Annotated in this window: 13 protein-coding genes; 5 read left to right on the forward strand and 8 right to left on the reverse strand. The window is 48.4% G+C overall.

The annotated features are described in order from the left end of the window. Window position 1: 1 nt before the first annotated feature. Window positions 2-616: a DedA family protein gene (locus ZMTM_RS05685; RefSeq protein ID WP_221765333.1), complete on the reverse strand. Its 615-nt coding sequence runs from the start codon at window positions 614-616 to the stop codon at window positions 2-4. 151 nt (window positions 617-767) lie between these two features. Between ZMTM_RS05685 and ZMTM_RS13420 the strand changes: the two genes are divergently transcribed. After that, window positions 768-1,691 carry a choice-of-anchor A family protein gene (locus ZMTM_RS13420; protein WP_225907110.1) on the forward strand — a complete coding sequence of 308 codons (924 nt, stop codon included), beginning with the start codon at window positions 768-770 and terminating at the stop codon, window positions 1,689-1,691. Window positions 1,692-1,753: 62 nt separating this feature from the next. Here ZMTM_RS13420 and mfd read toward each other — a convergent pair whose 3' ends face one another. The 5 genes from mfd to ZMTM_RS05715 form a co-directional block, all read right to left on the reverse strand. Beyond that, window positions 1,754-5,215 (reverse strand): transcription-repair coupling factor, encoded by a 3,462-nt coding sequence (gene mfd / locus ZMTM_RS05695; protein WP_221765334.1) that lies wholly within the window; start codon window positions 5,213-5,215, stop codon window positions 1,754-1,756. A 171-nt stretch (window positions 5,216-5,386) separates the two neighbouring features. Further along, window positions 5,387-5,686 carry a DUF2934 domain-containing protein gene (locus ZMTM_RS05700; RefSeq protein ID WP_221765335.1) on the reverse strand — a complete coding sequence of 100 codons (300 nt, stop codon included), beginning with the start codon at window positions 5,684-5,686 and terminating at the stop codon, window positions 5,387-5,389. 170 nt (window positions 5,687-5,856) lie between these two features. Further along, on the reverse strand, window positions 5,857-7,332 hold the full coding sequence (tldD, locus tag ZMTM_RS05705; RefSeq protein WP_221765336.1) for a metalloprotease TldD: 1,476 nt from the start codon (window positions 7,330-7,332) through the stop codon (window positions 5,857-5,859). A gap of 105 nt (window positions 7,333-7,437) precedes the next feature. Then, complete coding sequence (locus ZMTM_RS05710; RefSeq protein ID WP_221765337.1) at window positions 7,438-8,298, reverse strand: carbon-nitrogen hydrolase family protein; 861 nt, start codon at window positions 8,296-8,298, stop codon at window positions 7,438-7,440. A gap of 30 nt (window positions 8,299-8,328) precedes the next feature. Continuing rightward, a complete protein-coding gene (locus ZMTM_RS05715) occupies window positions 8,329-12,186 on the reverse strand; it encodes a YhdP family protein (RefSeq protein ID WP_221765338.1) in 3,858 nt (1,285 codons plus the stop codon). Window positions 12,187-12,426: 240 nt separating this feature from the next. Between ZMTM_RS05715 and ZMTM_RS05720 the strand changes: the two genes are divergently transcribed. Both ZMTM_RS05720 and ZMTM_RS05725 read left to right on the forward strand, forming a co-directional pair. Then, window positions 12,427-14,352 (forward strand): ATP-binding cassette domain-containing protein, encoded by a 1,926-nt coding sequence (locus tag ZMTM_RS05720; RefSeq protein WP_221765339.1) that lies wholly within the window; start codon window positions 12,427-12,429, stop codon window positions 14,350-14,352. Between the two features lie 36 nt (window positions 14,353-14,388). After that, a complete protein-coding gene (locus ZMTM_RS05725) occupies window positions 14,389-14,955 on the forward strand; it encodes a hypothetical protein (protein ID WP_221765340.1) in 567 nt (188 codons plus the stop codon). A 3-nt stretch (window positions 14,956-14,958) separates the two neighbouring features. On the opposite strand, the gene ZMTM_RS05730 is transcribed toward ZMTM_RS05725, so the two are convergent. Continuing rightward, window positions 14,959-15,354, reverse strand: coding sequence for a YchJ family protein (locus tag ZMTM_RS05730; protein WP_221765341.1), 396 nt, complete (start codon window positions 15,352-15,354; stop codon window positions 14,959-14,961). Between the two features lie 78 nt (window positions 15,355-15,432). Here ZMTM_RS05730 and ZMTM_RS05735 point away from each other — a divergent pair, with 78 nt between their 5' ends. Further along, window positions 15,433-16,323, forward strand: a complete 891-nt coding sequence (locus ZMTM_RS05735) for an alpha/beta hydrolase (protein WP_225907111.1) — start codon at window positions 15,433-15,435, stop codon at window positions 16,321-16,323. Here ZMTM_RS05735 and ZMTM_RS05740 read toward each other — a convergent pair. Beyond that, window positions 16,320-16,910 (reverse strand): hypothetical protein, encoded by a 591-nt coding sequence (locus ZMTM_RS05740; protein WP_221765342.1) that lies wholly within the window; start codon window positions 16,908-16,910, stop codon window positions 16,320-16,322. The genes ZMTM_RS05735 and ZMTM_RS05740 overlap by 4 nt on opposite strands. 146 nt (window positions 16,911-17,056) lie before the next feature. On the opposite strand from ZMTM_RS05740, the gene aroG reads away from it, so the two are divergent. Continuing rightward, on the forward strand, window positions 17,057-18,145 hold the full coding sequence (aroG, locus tag ZMTM_RS05745) for a 3-deoxy-7-phosphoheptulonate synthase AroG (RefSeq protein WP_221765343.1): 1,089 nt from the start codon (window positions 17,057-17,059) through the stop codon (window positions 18,143-18,145). The last annotated feature ends 108 nt before the right edge of the window (window positions 18,146-18,253 follow it).

The raw sequence follows: 18,253 nt of genomic DNA on the forward strand, positions 1-18,253 counted from the left end.
TTTACTTCAGGTGTTTAAAGTGTCTCCGTACATACCACACGGCAAACACCAAGCCTACCACTGCAATCACGTAATGAAACTCATGGAAATACACGCCTAAGGTCTGCCAGTGTTCACCCAGTTTCATGCCAGCAAATGCCAGTAAAAAGCACCAGATGAGCGAACCGCTGAAGGTGTAAATCACAAAGCGCGCCATGTTCATACGGGCAATGCCTGCGGGGAATGCGATAAACGTACGTACTACGGGTAATAAGCGGCCGATAAAGATAATGATTTCGCCATGCTTTTCGAATGCTTTGTCGGCGAAATGTAAATCTTGTTGAGATATCAGCATATAACGCCCATATTTTTCGATCATAGTCCTGCCGCCATACGCACCAAGATAGTAGGCGGGGATAGAGCCAAGAACACAGCCAACAGCACCGGCCAGCGCGACTCCCCATAACGTTAATTGGCCTGTATGCACCAAGTAGCCAGCGAACGGCATAATGACCTCAGAAGGCAGTGGAATGCACGCCGACTCAATGCCCATCAGCAATACAATCCCGCCATAGCCCAAGGTTGAGATCACCATAATGATCCAGCCAGCGAGGATGCCTATCAGTTTTTCCAGCATATTTAATCAACGTTTTCTAATGAAATGGAGCTGTATTTTAATCGTAATCCGAAGCTGGATGTACGAGTAAATGCCAGTTTAGGGAGTTTGGCACGCGCATTGCTGTTACTCATGTAGTTCATTTTGCAAAAATTAGTAAAGGGTTTAAGTAATGCGTAATTTTGGTGTGAGTATCGTTGCAACAGCATTCATGTTGATGGCAAATTCAGTAATGGCAACAACCAGTCTTAATGATGTGACTAGTTATAATGCATTTATTTTCAACAATGCCGATTCACAAGGTACTGTAGGTGGGGCGCTGGCAGCTGGCGGTAATGTCACCCTGCATAACAACGGTATTAATGGCACCAGCAACGATGGGTATGCTTTGGTTGTTGGTGGTAGCTTGACTAAGGAATGGGCCAATATCAGTGGCAAAACCTGGGTAGGCGGTACCAAAAGTGCGCCTCAATGGGATTCTTACACTAACTATGCTGCTTCAGGCACCCCTGCACCGATCAACTTCGCAACAGCAAAGGCTGATCTCACTGCGCTCTCAGGCACTTTTGCTGGTGCTGCTACCACTGCTACGGCGGCCTATGCTTATAGCGGCGTGACGTTCACTGGCAGCAATTCAAGTGTTGAATATATTGACCTGGTTGGCAGCCAGTTTTCTGCAATCAATAATGCAACATTTAATACGTTTGCTGCTGGATCAACCATCATCCTCAATATTTCTGGCCTGACTGGTGGCTTGACCAATATGAGCTTGTCAGCGGGTAGTAATTACAATCTGGTACTGAATTATTATGAAGCAACCAGTTTGTATTTTAATAGCGTTAATATTGCCGCTACCATTCTGGCACCCAACGCAACCATCACTGGCGGCAATGGCACGATTACAGGCACTGTGATTGCCAATAACTGGAATAGCTCGGTGACCCTAGCCGCAGGCCATGCTGACTTTAGTAACCTTGTAACTGCTCCTGTGCCAGAGCCTAGCACTTACGCCATGTTGTTAGTGGGTCTTTTTCTGGTTGGTGCTGCAAGTCGTCGCAAAATATCGCTACGCAAGTCAGAGTTTAATGCGCATTAATTTTTAAAGTAGTTAAGTGTTCAAATACAGCCGCGCGAGGCTGTATTTTTTTGACTATTACTTTAGCTCGCAAGCTCTTTCAATAAGCCTTTGATAAACGATGCGCGGTCATTGATATCCGCTAGCTGTAAGGTGACACGTAACTTATCAGGCCCATTCATGCGGCAACGGCGGTCGCGCTGCAACAATGCAATCAGCTTGGTCGGGTCCAGCTCTGTTTGCTGGCTGAATTGTAATTGGATAGCGCTATCACTGGCGTCAATCTTGGTGATGCCTAGTGGTTTGGCAGATACACGCAACCTGTGACATGCCATGAGCGCTTCACCTTGTTCGGGTAGCAGTCCAAAGCGGTCTATGAGCTCTTCTTGCATATTGTCGAGTTCGTCATCGTTGGTGCAGTTAGCAAGGCGTTTGTAGAGCACCAGGCGTTCATGCACATCGGGGCAGTAGTCGTTGGTCAGTAACGCTGGCGTGTGTAGATTGATTTCTGTGGTGATGCCCAAGGGCGCTGAAATATCAGGCTCTTTACCTGCCTTGAGTTGCTTCACTGCATGGGCAAGCATTTCAGAATAAAGGTGGAACCCAATCTCCTGCATCTCGCCACTTTGTGAGTCACCTAACAATTCACCTGCGCCGCGAATCTCAAGGTCGTGCATTGCGAGGTGGAAGCCAGCCCCCAAGTCTTCTAATAGCTGAATGGCATCCAGGCGTTTTTTGGCTTGCGGTGTAATATTGCGATTCGGGTCAGTCAATAAATAGGCATAGGCTTGGTGATGTGACCGTCCGACACGGCCACGCAATTGGTGTAGCTGAGCGAGGCCGAACATATCGGCGCGGTTCATGATGATAGTGTTGGCTGTGGGCACGTCGATGCCTGTTTCAATAATGGTGGTGCACAGCAGCAGGTTGAAACGCTGCTGGTAGAAATCACGCATCACATGCTCCAGCTCGCGTTCCCTGAGCTGGCCGTGGGCAATGGCGATGCGGGCTTCTGGAACAATGCGCTCAAGCTTTTCACGCATAGAGTGGATGGTATCGACTTCGTTATGCAGGAAATAAACCTGGCCGCCACGCTTGAATTCACGCATCACAGCTTCGTGGATGATGCCTTCAGAATAATCAGTATGGAAAGTTTTGATCGCCAGTCGCTTCTGCGGCGGTGTAGTGATTACCGAAAATTCGCGCAGGCCTTCCATCGCCATTGATAGCGTACGTGGGATTGGTGTGGCGGTAAGCGTCAATACATCCACCTCGGCGCGCATGGCTTTCAGTTGTTCTTTTTGGCGTACACCAAAACGGTGTTCTTCATCGAGTATGACTAGGCCAAGATTCTTGAAATGCACATCCTTCTGGATCAATCTGTGCGTACCGATAATGATATCGATCTTGCCATCGGCCAATCCTTTGAGTGCTTCGGTTTGCTCTTTTGCAGACCTGAAACGCGAGATTTCAGCAATCTTGATCGGCCATTCGGCAAAGCGATCAGAGAAGTTCTGGAAGTGCTGTTCTGCCAGCAGTGTCGTCGGCACCAGTACTGAAACCTGTCTGCCGCCCATCACCGCAACAAAAGCGGCACGTAATGCGACTTCAGTCTTGCCGAAGCCTACATCGCCGCATACCAGTCTATCCATCGGTCTGCCAGACTGCATATCGCTGATGACGGCTTCAATGGCCGATAGCTGGTCTGGCGTTTCTTCAAATGGGAATCCTTCGGCGAAGGTTTCATAATCATGCAGGCTTAGCTTGAACGCATGGCCACGACGTGCTGCACGCTGCGCATAGAGGTTGAGCAATTCTGCTGCGGTGTCACGTATTTGTTTAAGCGCTTTTTTCTTCGCTTTTTCCCAGTTGCCTGAGCCCAGTCTGTGTAATGGCGCTGATTCTGGCGGGCCGCCTGAGTAGCGTGAAATCAGGAATAACTGTGAAACTGGAACATACAACTTATCATCACCAGCATATTCTAGCAGCAGGAACTCGGTTTCGCCTTCGCCAAAATCCAGGTTCACCAAACCGCGATAGCGGCCTACACCATGCTGCTCGTGCACCACGGGGTCATTCTCGCGTAGCTCGGATAAATCCTTGAGCATGCCTTCTGTATTGCGCGCCTTTTCTTTCTCTCGCCGACGTTGTTGGCGCACGGTGGCGGCATACAACTCAGCCTCAGTGATGATGGCAAAGGACTGTTGATTGTGGTCTGGCGAGTGAGGGTGAATGAAGCCCGCATGTAATGGCGAAACGCCCAGTATCAGTTTTTCATCGCTGTTGAAGAATGCATCCCAGGTTTCACATAGTGTTGGCGTGATGCCTTGATCATGCAGCAGTTGCAGCATGGTTTCACGGCGGCCCAGGCTTTCAGCCGCTATAAGTATTCGCCCTGGAAATTGTTTGATAAAGCTCTGCAACTTATGCAATGGCTGCTCAGCGCGGCGCTCTATATCTAACGCTGGCAGGCCATTTTCAGTACTCTCAGTAGTTATGATTAGTCGTGCGTATTGGTGCGTGAGCGTAAAGAAATCATCGGCTTTAATTAGCAAAGTTTCTGGTTTGAGAATCGGGCGTTCTACATCATGCGCCAGCAAGCGATAACGTGATTGTGCCTCGCGCCAGAAACCTTGCGCAGCAAGGTCAAGATTGCCATGCATGCAAAGAGTGGCGTTCTCAGGCAGATAATCCAGCAGGGTTGCTGTTTGCTCAAAGAACAGCGGCAGATACCATTCTATGCCGCCGCTGGCGATACCTTTGCTGACATCTTTATAGATGCGGCTACGCGATGGATCGCCTTCAAACGTCTCGCGGAAATTCTGGCGGAAGCGGGCGATACCTGCCTCATCCAGTGGAAATTCACGTGCAGGTAACAAGCGGATTTCAGCCACTGGATAAAGGCTGCGCTGCGTATCAATATCAAAAGTACGTATCGTCTCGATTTCATCATCGAATAAATCCAAACGGTAAGGCAGTGCACTGCCCATGGGAAACAAGTCAACCAAACCGCCACGCACGCTGAATTCACCTGGGCTCATCACCTGGCTCACATGGTGGTAGCCAGCTTCTGCACACTGTTTACGCAAAGCATCCAGATCCAGCCTTTGCCCTTTTTTCAGCATGAAGGTGTTGGCTGCCAGGTACGCTTGTGATGGCAGCCTCAGCAAGGCTGTGCCAGCTGGCACAATAATGACGTCACAAAGGTTTTGGCTGATCTGGTAAAGCGTGGCGAGGCGCTCGGAGATGAGGTCAGGATGCGGCGAGAAATGGTCGTAAGGTAATGTCTCCCAATCAGGCAGCATGCTAACCACCAAATCAGGCGCAAAGAACGGCAGCTCCTCAACTAAACGCTGCGCATCGAATGCGCTGGCGGTTATGATCACCAGCGGTTTTAGCTTGCTGGACTTATTTGACTTGGTCTCTGCCTGGTGTTTTTTGAGGCTCTGTGCATGTTGTGCAAGTAGCAAGCTATCGTACCCAGCTGGCATAGGAGCGACACGTTCAGATTGACCAGGGGCAGGGTGAGGCAAGGCGTGCTGCATGAGGATTTCGATGATTTGTGAAGCGCATATTATAGCCGTTGCTATTCATACGCGTGTATTTCCTTGTGTCTTTAAGATGAGGATTACGGGAGAATAAACTGGAGAGTCAACATAAAGCGGCTACTTTTAAAGTAGCCGCTTTATGTTTATTCGAATTACGTGGTAATTAGATTATTTTTTGAGTAGCGAGTTGATTTGTGCTTCAGCTTTAATCCAATAATCACTTGGGTTCCCACCGAATCCATCGCGCTCTGCAATATAGTAGGCAGCAACTTCGGTCATTCTGTAGCGTTCTTCTGGCCCGATTTTACTGCTGGGTTTCGCTGGACTTTTGGCTTTCGGTGCAGCGGCCTTTTTAGCGGGTGCTGCTACTTTTTTGGCAGTAGCAGTAGGTTTGGCAGCCGCAGGTTTAACAACTGGCACAGCTTTAACTACAGGTGCAACAGCTGCAGGTTTTTTTGGTGTAGCCATTTCGGTTCCTTTCGTTTTAAACAATTAATGTCATGACTTAATGTCGTATGACTTTAGATGTTGTTAGATGGACTTCCTCTATATAGCCGAGCTTGTGATGTCATGCTGCTTACATCCAAGCTCTGTCGTTATAACTAAGCGATACACAATATTATATTAACCTGAATTAATTAAGCCGTGCCACCCACGGTAAGCCCTTCAATTTTCAGCGTCGGTTGGCCTACGCCTACTGGCACACTTTGTCCTTCTTTGCCGCAAGTACCAACCCCTGAATCTAGTGCCATATCGTTACCGATCATAGACACTCTGGTCAATACATCAGGCCCATTACCAATCAAAGTAGCACCTTTCACCGGATAAGTCAGTTTGCCATCTTCAATCATCCAGGCTTCGGCTGCAGAGAACACAAATTTTCCGCTGGTGATATCTACTTGGCCGCCGCCAAAATTGACTGCATATAGTCCTTTTTTCACTGAGCGGATGATTTCCTCAGGTGGCATATTGCCGTTATACATATAGGTGTTGGTCATGCGTGGCATAGGAATATGCGCGTAGGATTCACGGCGTGCATTGCCCGTAATCGGCATGCCCATCAGCCGTGCATTGAGGCTATCTTGAATGTAGCCACGCAAAATGCCGTCTTCAATCAACACTGTGCGTTGTGTCGGGTTACCCTCGTCATCCACATTGAGCGATCCACGACGGTCAGTAATCGTGCCGTCATCCACCACAGTAACGCCAGGGGAGGCCACGCGCTGGCCAATCTTGCCTGCGAACGCAGAGCTACCTTTGCGGTTGAAATCGCCTTCAAGGCCGTGCCCGATGGCTTCGTGCAACAAAATACCAGGCCAGCCAGCGCCCAATACCACCGTCATGCTGCCTGCAGGGGCAGGGCGAGCGTCAAGATTAGTCAGTGCCTGATGCACTGCTTTTTTGGCATAGTCTTGCAAAACTTCATCTGTGAAGTAGCTGTAATCAAAACGACCACCACCACCTGCTGAGCCTTGCTCGCGGCGGCCATCCTGCTCTGTGATCACTTGAATCGAAAGCCTGACGAGTGGGCGAACATCAGCAGCCATCACACCATCATGTCGCGCGACCATCACTACTTCATATTCTCCTGCGATAGAGGCCATGACTTGCGTGACGCGTGGATCAGCCTTGCGTGCATAGGTTTCAAGGCGCTCAAGCAATTTAACTTTTGCCTCAGCGCTCAACGATGCAATCGGGTCTTGCGGTATGTAAAGCTGTGGCGCGCTGATGTGCTTGAGTATCGAGCCTGTTTGTTCGTTGCCTGAACTGGCAATCGCCCGTGTGGCGGTGGCTGCTTGCTCCAAGGCGTTTAAATGAATGTCATCGGAGTAAGCAAAAGCTGTTTTCTCGCCGCTCACAGCACGTACACCTACGCCTTGGTCTATGCTGAAATTGCCAGATTTAACCTGGCCTTCTTCCAGCCCCCAGCTTTCTGATCGGCTGTATTGAAAGTACAGGTCTGCATAATCTACCTTATGCGTCATGATGCCATCCAATACACCACGCAACGCAGGCACATCCAGGCCGCTTGGGGCAAGCAGAGTTTCAGTGGCCGTGCTGAAATGCGAGCCTGTTTCAGGGCTTGAGCTGGTCGGTAAGGTTTCTGGCTTCATGGCAAACTGCTTTCAAAAGTAATACAACTGTTCAATATAACAATCTCAAGTCTATTAATGCTAAGCAAATTCTTTAATTCCAGCTGGTGCTATTACCTGTTTCAGCTAGATCGTACGATGACTCAATGCTGGCAAGCTGTTACGCAAGCTTTGTTGATAGCCCGCATTCACTGAGGCAATCACAACACCAGAACCGCGCGGCAATCTATCGAGCACTACACCCCAAGGGTCAATAATCATGCTGTTGCCGTGGGTTTCACGGCCAGAGGCATGGTAGCCGCCTTGTGCAGGCCCCATCACATAGCTTAAGTTCTCAATGGCACGTGCGCGCATCAGTAATTCCCAATGCGCTTTGCCTGTGGTTTCTGTGAACGCGGAGGGCACCACGATAATATCGACTTCGCCCATTGCGCGATAAAGCTCAGGGAAGCGTAAATCGTAACAAATAGACAGACCGATTTTTCCGAATGGAGTTTCAACGACTACAATTTTGTCGCCCGGCTCTATGGTTTTTTCTTCACGATAATGCTCATTGCCAAGATTGAGGCCAAACAGGTGAATCTTGTCATAACGCGCGACTTGCTTGCCTTTATCATCAAAAACTAAACAGGCATTGCGAACCTTGCCTTCGATGGCTGATGCCAGCGGGATAGAGCCGCCGATGATCCACACTTCATGTTTCTTGGCTATTTTGGATAAAAAACGCTGAATCGGGCCTGTGCCTTCTTTTTCCGCTACTTTGACTTTATCGGTCTCTTTCAAACCCATGATGGCAAAATACTCAGGCAGGGCAATCAGCTTGGCGCCCTGATTTGCTGCAATCTCAATCAGGCGTTCAGCCTCACTGAGGTTGGCTGATACATAGGGGCCAGAGGCCATTTGAATACAGGCTACTCGCACGGTACCTGGTGCTGGAGCTAGTGCTTTATCAGTTTTGGTATTTTTTGTACGTGATTTAATTGCCATGTTTTATTTCCAGATGGTTCTTGATTTTGTCTATTTGTTCAGAGGTCTAATCGCAGGGATTTTCTCGTCAGATTTTAATTCTGGGGATTTCAGTTCCTGCGGATTATCCCAAGTCCCTACAATTTCATATTCATCTGCAGCGAATTTGTTTATAGGATCTTTTAGCAGTTTTTGTGCCAGCCATACAGCGCCACCAACTGCTGGACCACCCGCAAGCGCGGCAAGCGATAAACTGTCGCTTACATAGGGAGTTACTTTTACATAAAGATGCTGCGTTTCTTTCTGGATGTCGGTTTCGCCCTTGATTTCAACTCTTGCTGTTGGGCCTTCCATCTTGAAATCATCGCTGCGCATCACGCCGTTATTAATTTTGACGCTAGAGGTTATTTTGTCAAAGGTAAAGCCGCTACTGAAAACATCCCTGAAATCAAAGGTTAATCTGCGTGGTAGATTTTGCAAGCTCAGCACGCTAAACAGGCGGCCAACACCAGGCTGGATCTTCAATATCTGCCCATGATCGGCATCTAACTGTAAATTACCGCTGAGCCCGAGTGTATCGAATTCATGCGGGCTGCCAGGCCATTTTAACTGGCCAGTGAGTGTTGCATCACCACCTTTAATAGTGTTCGGGTAGCCAAATCTTTCCAGTGTTTTGCCAAGATCTGTGATATCCCATGTGATGTTGATACGTGTATTCGGACTACGTTTCCAGTTGTGCCATTCGCCTTCTGCGTTAATCGTACTTTCTGGAGTCACCATGCGCAGTTTTTCAATGCTCCAATCATCATTCTGTTCGCTAGCCAGCAACTCGAGCTTGCCGAGTTTCTTTTTACCGATCTCAAAGTTATCGGCTGTAATGTCCAAGGCAGGGTATTGTTCGGACTGTTGTTTGAAGTCACCTTGCGTTTTTAGTATTGCCGTCCCTGGTGTCGTAGCAGGCGAGATGAGGTTTTTAAGTTTCGCTACAATCTTGCCATTGCCTGGTTTATGCCACTGCACATCACCTGTGACTTCCTGGCTTTGTACATTGGCTGACCAGCCATCAGCGATTGGCTTGGCTATAAGCTTTAAGCCATTAATACGTTTATCAAAAATATCTAACGTGTTGATCACTAAATCTACTTTAGCAATACTGAAGTCGGTATTCGCGTTGCTTGTATTGGTATTGTTGGGGGCACTGGTTTTACTGAAGATACTGCGCCATTCATCTGCGTCCAGATTGTCTAGTGTGCCCCGAATGTTAAGCCCTTGCTGAGTTGGTAAAGCAGGGGCGACATTCAGGCCGATTTCACCGCGGTCTATTTTCATCACACCATTCTGATCGGCACGTTGTATTTTTGCTGCGATATTGGTGCCGAGACTAGCTGTGATTAAATCTTGCGTAGCTGAGGTCTGTTTTTTCTCAACTTTAAGATACATCACATCGCCAGCCGCCTTGTTTAAGGGTGGTGGTAAGGTGGAGGCCATACCAACTAGACTTGAACTCACCACTAGTTCGAGCTGTTTTTGGACAACGCCGATGTCAGCAGCCCAGTCTGCACTTCCTGATAGTCCATCTGCAATACCAGCCCCAAATGTTTGTTTGAGACCGCTGTCAGTCAGGCGGCCGCGGGCATTGATTTTTACCGAATGGTCTTTGCTGGTCGCTAGGTTGAATTGCGCTGGCCCACCATATATCCATGTGTTTACATTTTGTGCATGCAATCCAGACTCGGTGAATTCGAGTTTGCCATTGATCTTGCTGAGTTCAGGGATTTCCTGATCTGCCATACTGCCATTGGTAATGGTATACGTGCCTTTCACTTTAGTGGCATCCTCATCCTTGAGCGGCACCATAAGTTCCAGGTGCAAATTGCCATTACCAGATGTGCGCAATGTGTCGGTAAAACCGTCGGTCACCCGATGTACCGGGCTGTTGTTTATGAACTTGATGCCTTCGCTGACAGGCCCTGCGCCGTCAGCGACTACCGTTAATATCGGTGCTTCCGTGTGCAATTGTGGAATCGCCACTTTGGCCTTGATAATCTTGTTGCCAAGAATATTACCTGCCGTGGCATTCAGTTCCATACGTACGCCCTCAAACAGCATGTCTAGCTTAATACCATCAATTTTCGGCCACGAGCTACCATATTCCAGCAGGCCATCGTCAAGCTTGGCCGTTACCCTGAACAACCCGTCTTTATTATTCGGGAAGGGGAAGTCAGCCAGATTGCCTTTGATGGTGACATTGATATCTTCAAGTTTGCCGCCCAATATGGATGTATCTAACCAATGCAAGGTATGTTCACCAATTGTTTTTGGGTAGTAATAATGCGCATATGCGGCATTGCCATGGCCTAGTTTTGCAGTCAGGTTCAAGTACCCACCACGCAAGTGGTTCAGCAGATAACTACCGTTGATAGTGCCTGCCAAGTGTTCATTCACAATAGCGAGGTTATTCACGCTGATTTGGGTTTGGTTTTTCTGGATATTCCATTTCACTTCGCCCGTGAGCTTGTCAGCCGGGATGGGCCAGCGCATCACCTTCTCAAGGTTGAGCTCGGCTTTTTGTGAGTTGATAGACAGGCTACCGTCAGTTTCATCCGCGTCAATACTGCCACTCAGATTACTGAAACCAGGAAAATTTTCGTAAGGCTTCATTCCAAGGTCAGTAAACTTGCTGCGTATACTGTATTCATTAGTTTGATTGACGCTACCTTTCCAACTGGCGTCCAGTTTTTCCAGTTTACCTTCTGGCGCAATATCAGCGATTTGTTTCAGCGTTGCTGCTGGTAAGGGCAGATAAGCGACAAAAGTATTGAGGGTTGCTAGTTCAACTTCATCAAGCTGTATGCTGCCTTCTGTCCACTCTTTGCCATCGGCGCTGCGCTCTCTTAGTGCCAGGTTGCCATTTTGCATATTCAAGCCATCAGATGTTAAGGCTTTGATTCGTTCGGCTTTGACTTCTTGACCATCGTCGTACTTTATCCAGCTCAGGCGACCAGAGAGGTTGTTTAGGGTAGCCTCGGCACTGTTTTTAGATAAACGTGTTTTGACTTGGGTGAAAATCACGTCTGTCGTGATTTTTTGTGGCGCACCTTTACTGAAATCCAGCCAGAACTGAGCTGCGCCAAAGCCTTCGCGCAGATCAAACGGGTAGTCGACCCAGTGACGCCAGGCAGCGATGTCTGTGCCTTCTAGTTTGCCGTAAATCGTACCGCGCCAGTCATTCAACTCACTGACATCTTTGCCGTAGATATTGCCGCGGATATCAATCGGTGAAGATGAACCTGCTGAAGGCGTAGCACGTAGGGCAAAACGGTGCTGTCCTAAAATTCCTTTCCAGGCTGGGCTAACGATAGCTAGTCTCAAATTGTTGAGTGTGAGTGGTGGCGCTTTGCGCAGGTCATCCTGCCAGAGAATCGTGGCATCACTCACATCAATCTGGTCCTGACGCAATATCCAGTTGGCAAGCTCAGGTCTGGCTGGGCCGCCCATGGCAATACCTGCAACATACAATGTACCATCCGCTTCACGGCGCACAGTGAGCTCTGGTTTATATACAGCCAGAGAGGAAAGGCGAGGTTCAAATAAAGGAATACTGAGCCATGAAAGTGTGGCCTCAATATGGCTTAGTGAAAGTGCAGGGCGGTTTTCAGCATCGTAGAGCTGAACATCCAGCATGGAGAAATGAGGGTTTAAGCCATCCCAACTAGCTTTTAAGTCGCCAATGGTAATAGGGTGGCCAACTGCTGCGCTGACTTCTGCGACTATTTTGTCTTTGTAGGTATCAATATGGGGCAATACGATATAGCGCAATGACAATACTGAAGTTGCCAGAACGATAATAATCAACCACAACGTAACGAGTGCAGCGCGATAAACCCAGAGCAGAGACTTTTTGACCATATTTTTCAAATGCTATGCTGCTAATGCAGCAAGGAGGAGAGCGTTTTCGCACAATATACATACAGTGTTGGAGTATTTCATTAGAGCGCGCCTAGGTCAACGATTACAGGCATAAAAATGGCGGGTTTATGTTGTTGCTATGCATTAGAATAGCGCTTTGATCATACAGTCTCGTGCAATTCGATAGATTTTCGGTCTTTGTTTCTACTTAATACCTCGTGACTCTTCTATAAAAACTCAATGATTCAGTTTAAAAATCTCACCCTCGCGCGCGGCGCAAAAATACTCGTGCAAGGCGCTTCGTTTCAGTTGCATCCAGGGCACAAAGTTGGCCTCACTGGGGCGAATGGCGCTGGTAAATCAAGCATCTTTGCCATGCTGCGCGGTGAATTGCATGCGGAATCTGGTGATCTTGATATTCCACCGCACTGGGTAATTGCCCATGTAGCCCAAGAAACACCAGCGCTTAACGATGCCGCGGTTGAGTTCGTGCTGGATGGTGATGTGGAATTGCGCAGCATAGAACAAGCACTAGCTGCGTTGGAAAACGCCCCAGAGGCAGCAGGCTCAGGTGAGCGAATTGCAGAATTGCATATGCGTTTGAGTGAAGTGGAAGGCTATTCAGCTAAGGCTAGGGCGGCGGAGCTGTTAAGTGGCCTGGGTTTTACCAGCGCAGATTTAACGCGGCCAGTCTCTGATTTTTCTGGTGGCTGGCGCGTGCGGCTTAATCTGGCACGTGCCTTGATGTGCCGCTCTGACTTGCTGTTGCTCGATGAACCCACCAATCACCTGGACTTGGACGCTGTGATCTGGCTTGAAAGCTGGCTCAAAGAATATCGTGGCACGCTCATGTTGATCTCACACGATCGAGATTTCCTTGATGTAGTGATTAACCATATTGCACATATTGAGCAGCAAAAACTCACTTTATATCGCGGTGGCTATTCCGATTTTGAACGCCAGCGTGCTGAAAAACTAGCCCAACAACAATCTCTCTATGAGCGCCAGCAACGTGATGTTGCCCACCTTAACAAATATATAGATCGCTTTCGCGCACAAGCCACCAAGGCGCGCCAGGCACAAAGTCGTATCAAGGCGCTAGAACGCATGGAGCTGATCAGCGCCGCCCATGTAGATAGCCCGTTTGGTTTCAGTTTTCGTGCCTCGATTTCGGCGCCAGACCCATTGCTGGTGCTGGATGATGTTGATGCTGGCTACAATCAACTCGCCGTGCTTAAACATATTGCCTTGACCATGCGCCCAGGCGAGCGGCTTGGTTTACTTGGCCGCAATGGCGCAGGTAAATCTACCTTGGTGAAATTACTCGCCGCAGAGCTTCAGCCATTGAACGGTAAGCGTGTGGAAGGCAAAGACCTCAACATCGGTTACTTTGCCCAGCATCAGCTAGAGCAATTACGGCTGGATGAATCGCCGCTGCAACATATGCTGCGCTTAGATCCACAAACGCGTGAGCAGGAGCACCGCAATTATCTTGGCGGTTTTGATTTCCGTGGTGATATGGTCACAAGCCCTTGTGCGCCCTTTTCAGGGGGCGAGAAATCGCGCCTCGCTCTAGCGTTATTGATCTGGACACGTCCGAATCTATTATTGCTTGATGAGCCCACCAACCATCTTGACCTCGAAATGCGGCATGCACTCACGCTGGCACTACAGGAATACGAGGGCGGTGTAGTGCTGGTTTCTCATGACCGCGCTTTGCTGCGTGCCAGTTGCGACAAATTTGTGCTAGTCGCCGATGGCAAAGTGGAAGCCTTTGATGGTGATCTTGAAGATTATCGTGATTGGCTGACGCAACAGCGCCTTAAAGAAAAAAATGTGGATTTAGTAGCAGAAGTTGAATCAGATAAAAGCAGCAATAAACAAGACCGTGCGCAAAACAAGGCCGATCGCCAGGCAAGGCAAGCAGAGCGTCGCCCGTTGCTTAAAGAGTCCGAACAGATTGAAGCCAGCATGGCCAAATGGCAAGCCGAGAAAACTGAGCTAGATAGCCGCATGGCAAAGCCTGAGATTTACAGCGCGGAGAATAAAAACGCGTTGCAAGACATACTAAAACGCCAAGCTGAGTTAACTAAACAGATAGACCAGGCAGAAGAACGCTGGCTGGAAATTCATGAAATTTTGGAAGCTATCCCCGCGATTGCTTAATCTAAGTTTTCTTGGAAAATATTGAGGAGTGAACTGATGGAAGCAACTTACGCAAAAAGACTCAGCCTGCTTTACGCGCTTTGCCTGACGGAAGCGCTGAGTGATGACCGATTAGCGCCCAGCACTGACTTGGATGATTACGACCCACTAGAGGCAGCAGGCTATCTGGCTTGCTACATCACATTCAAGGCTATTCAGCATGCAGAGCGCTCACCTGTGGATGAGCGCATCGAGCAATTTGATATGCTCAGCGTTTACCAGGCCTACGCCATGCTGGTGTATTTCTACCTGACCCTACCATTAGGCGCTGAGGGGATTGCGCCTGAACTGGTGGAATCTGCCGTAGTCATTGCGAAATCGCTATTCTCAGAGCTTTCAACAGAAGAGTTAGCTGAGATTGTGGATTCAGGTAACCACAAATTTGAACTGATAGGTAACGCCGAAGCCGAGCACTGGATGAATTACCGCGAGGACATGGATAAAATCGTGGTCGCTTTCGTGGTGGCGGGCACAGATGAAAACTCACCGTTTGAGAAAGAAGAACTCATCCCCATGTTTGGCGCTTTACTCAGCATGTTATGTGAGGCGTTTGAGAATATCTAGGGCTTAATTTTCAGGAAAACTGCCATCTAGGTAAAACCAGTGGTTATTTAGTCGAATAAAGCGGCTAATTTCATGCAGGCGTTCAGCTTTGCCGTTTACCTTGTAGCGTGCAATAAATTCTACGATCGCGTGGTCTGCGTCAATATTGCTGGTATGTTTGATCTGAAGTCCTAGCCATTTGGTAGCCTCGTCTTTGCTTAAGTCTAACCTAGCGGGCCTTGTATCTGGATGCCAGGTAGCGAGTACATAATCTTCTAGATTCAAGACGTAAGCTGAATAACGCGAGCGCATCAATGCTTCAGAAGTCTGAGCGGATTGACCTTGATGCAATGGCTCGCAGCACGATGCATAAGATTTTCCGCTCTCGCAAGCACAGGTGGATGTTGGTTTATTTTTCATTGAGTTTGCATCTGAGAGCTGGGATTCACCGTACATTGTATTGAATATTGAAGCTTAACTAAAATGACCATGGTTTAAATGACGATGACCTCAGCCAATAAATTACTCATTACTTTGTTATCTAGTGTTGCTGTTGCTTTTACCACGGCGTGCTCCCCAGTTAAGACCCTGAACGCGATTATCCCCAGCGATGGTTATACGCTAGCAAAGGGGATTGCCTATGGCGCCTTGCCAAGGCAAAAGCTGGATGTCTATATTCCAAGAAGCAAAGATTCAGTCGCTAAACCTATCGTGGTCTTTTTTTATGGTGGTAGTTGGGATTCAGGTGACCGCGCTGATTATAAATTCGTTGCCGAAGCGCTGACTTCAAAGGGTTTTGTGGTGGTGATTCCTGATTATCGCGTGTATCCAGAAGTGGTCTTCCCAGAGTTTGTGTTTGATGCTGCTAAAGCCGTCAAGTGGGCGAAAGATAACGCAGAAAAATACAATGGGGATCACAACAAAGTATTTCTTGCGGGCCATTCCGCAGGGGCACATATCGCCGCCATGCTGACTTTAGATTCACAATATCTGGCATCCGTTGATTTGAAGCCGAAGGATTTCTTAGGAATGATAGGCCTAGCAGGGCCTTATGATTTTCTGCCAGTTAAAACGGATCGCCTCAGAACCATTCTTGGCCCCGAAGACCAGCGCTGGAAATCGCAGCCTATCAATTTCGTCAAAGGCGATAATCCACCTATGCTGCTGATGGTAGGCTTAAAAGATGATACCGTTTGGCCACGAAATACATTCAATCTTGCGGCTAAAATCAAAGAGGCCGGCGGCCCCGTAGAAGTGTTGCAATACCCAGATTACAGCCATATAGAAATGGTCGCCAAGCTTGCCAAGCCATTCCGTAAAAAAGATGATCTGCTTGATGCAATCACCAATTTTATTGAAAGCCATACTGTAGCAAGCGCCTCAAATTAACTTTGAGTTTTCATACTCGCTTGCACTTGTTCCATCAGAGTACCCGCAACAACACGCCCAAGTTTAGATTCCCGCATCGCCATATGCCATTGCGATACACAGGCTTTAATTTGTAGGTAGCCCGTAGCCGTGATGATGGTCGATTTCATGCCACGGCCCATGATGCCCAGATACTCATCGGTACTGCTGAGAAGAATCTGTTTCACCGTATTCACTTGGTCTTCATTCATTTGGATTTCAGTATCAAGCGTGTAAGCCGTGGGCGTGGTGATGACTTCGCTGATAGCGGGAATATCTGCTGTTTCAACAATGACCGGTTTTTTGGCAGTATCAATAACAAAGCCGAGTGTTTCTAGCTCAAGCAATATTTCCAGTACATTAGTGTTCTTGAGGCCTGCTTGCAGATCATCACTGTTGCGCTTGCCATCAATCAGAATCAAAATCTGCCGTTGTCGCACATTCAGTGCGCGATTTTCCGCATTGATTTCAGCTAATCCAGCAGGAGTTTTCTCAAAGATGGCCAAGGGTTTGCGATTCGTAATGTAATCGGGCAAGCCTAATGCCGAATTATTGCGGTCAGATTGCAAAAGTAGAATGCGCGCGCGACTGACTATTTTTGGCAGTTGCCTTTAATGACATTCATCAGGCCTTACGCAATAGAATGCCAATTTTCTTGCTGGGGCTTTATAATGCTGGGCTTTACCAAAGCGCTAGCGTGCAATAGTCACCTAAAATGAGTCCTATAGAAAAACTTGCCACCGATGATGTCCGCATACTGGAAATCAAGGAACTCAGGCCGCCTTCAGAGCTGCTCGAAGAGCTGCAGCCCAGCCTCGCCACAACAAATAACATTGTTGCTACGCGTCAGGCTATCCACCGTATTTTGCACAGTGCTGATGATCGCCTGCTGGTCATTATCGGCCCTTGTTCTATCCACGATTATGCTGCGGGCATTGAATACACCAAGCGCTTACTGGAACAGAAGAACAAACTCGCAAACGAGTTGTTGATTGTGATGCGTGTTTACTTTGAAAAACCACGCACCACGGTAGGCTGGAAAGGTCTGATCAACGACCCGCATCTGGATGGCAGCTTTCAAATCAATGAAGGCTTGCAACTGGCGCGTCGTTTCTTGCTCGAGGTCAACGAGCTAGGCATGCCCGCGGGAACAGAATTCTTGGATACCATCACGCCACAATACACTGCTGACTTGGTTAGCTGGGGCGCAATTGGCGCGCGCACTACCGAGTCGCAAGTGCATAGGGAGCTGGCTTCGGGCTTATCTTGCCCTGTTGGTTTCAAGAATGGTACAGATGGCAACATTCGTATCGCCGTTGATGCGATCAAGGCAGCGGCCAGCCCGCACCACTTCTTGTCAGTCACGAAGGAGGGGCATTCGGCGATTATCTCTACTGCAGGCAATGAAGATTGCCATGTGATTCTGCGCGGCGGAAAAGCGCCTAATTATGATGCTGCCAGTGTGAATGCCGCAGGCAAAGAGCTCGCTGCTTCAGGCTTAGCAGCCAAGGTGATGATTGATTGCAGCCATGCCAACAGCAGCAAGCAATACAAATTACAGATCAATGTAGCGCAAGACGTAGCGCAGCAATTGAGTACTGGTGACGACCGTGTGATTGGCGTTATGGTAGAGTCACACCTGAAAGAAGGGCGTCAGGATCATACTCCAGGTTGCCCTCTGAAATATGGCATATCTATCACTGATGCCTGTATCGGTTGGGAAGATACCATTACTTTGCTAGAAGGTTTGGCGGCTGGTGTTCGTGACCGTCGCCATGCGCATAATGAAGAAATCGGGCAGTAAGTAAAGCACGAGTTTTATCTTTATATCGTTTGAGTAATTGTCAGTAAAAATCCCCTGTTTATCAGGGGATTTTTACTTTGGTGTAGCCATCTTTGTTATCCCCAGCAA

Origin of the sequence: Methyloradius palustris (genome assembly GCF_019703875.1) — a bacterium.
Lineage (GTDB): Bacteria > Pseudomonadota > Gammaproteobacteria > Burkholderiales > Methylophilaceae > Methyloradius > Methyloradius palustris.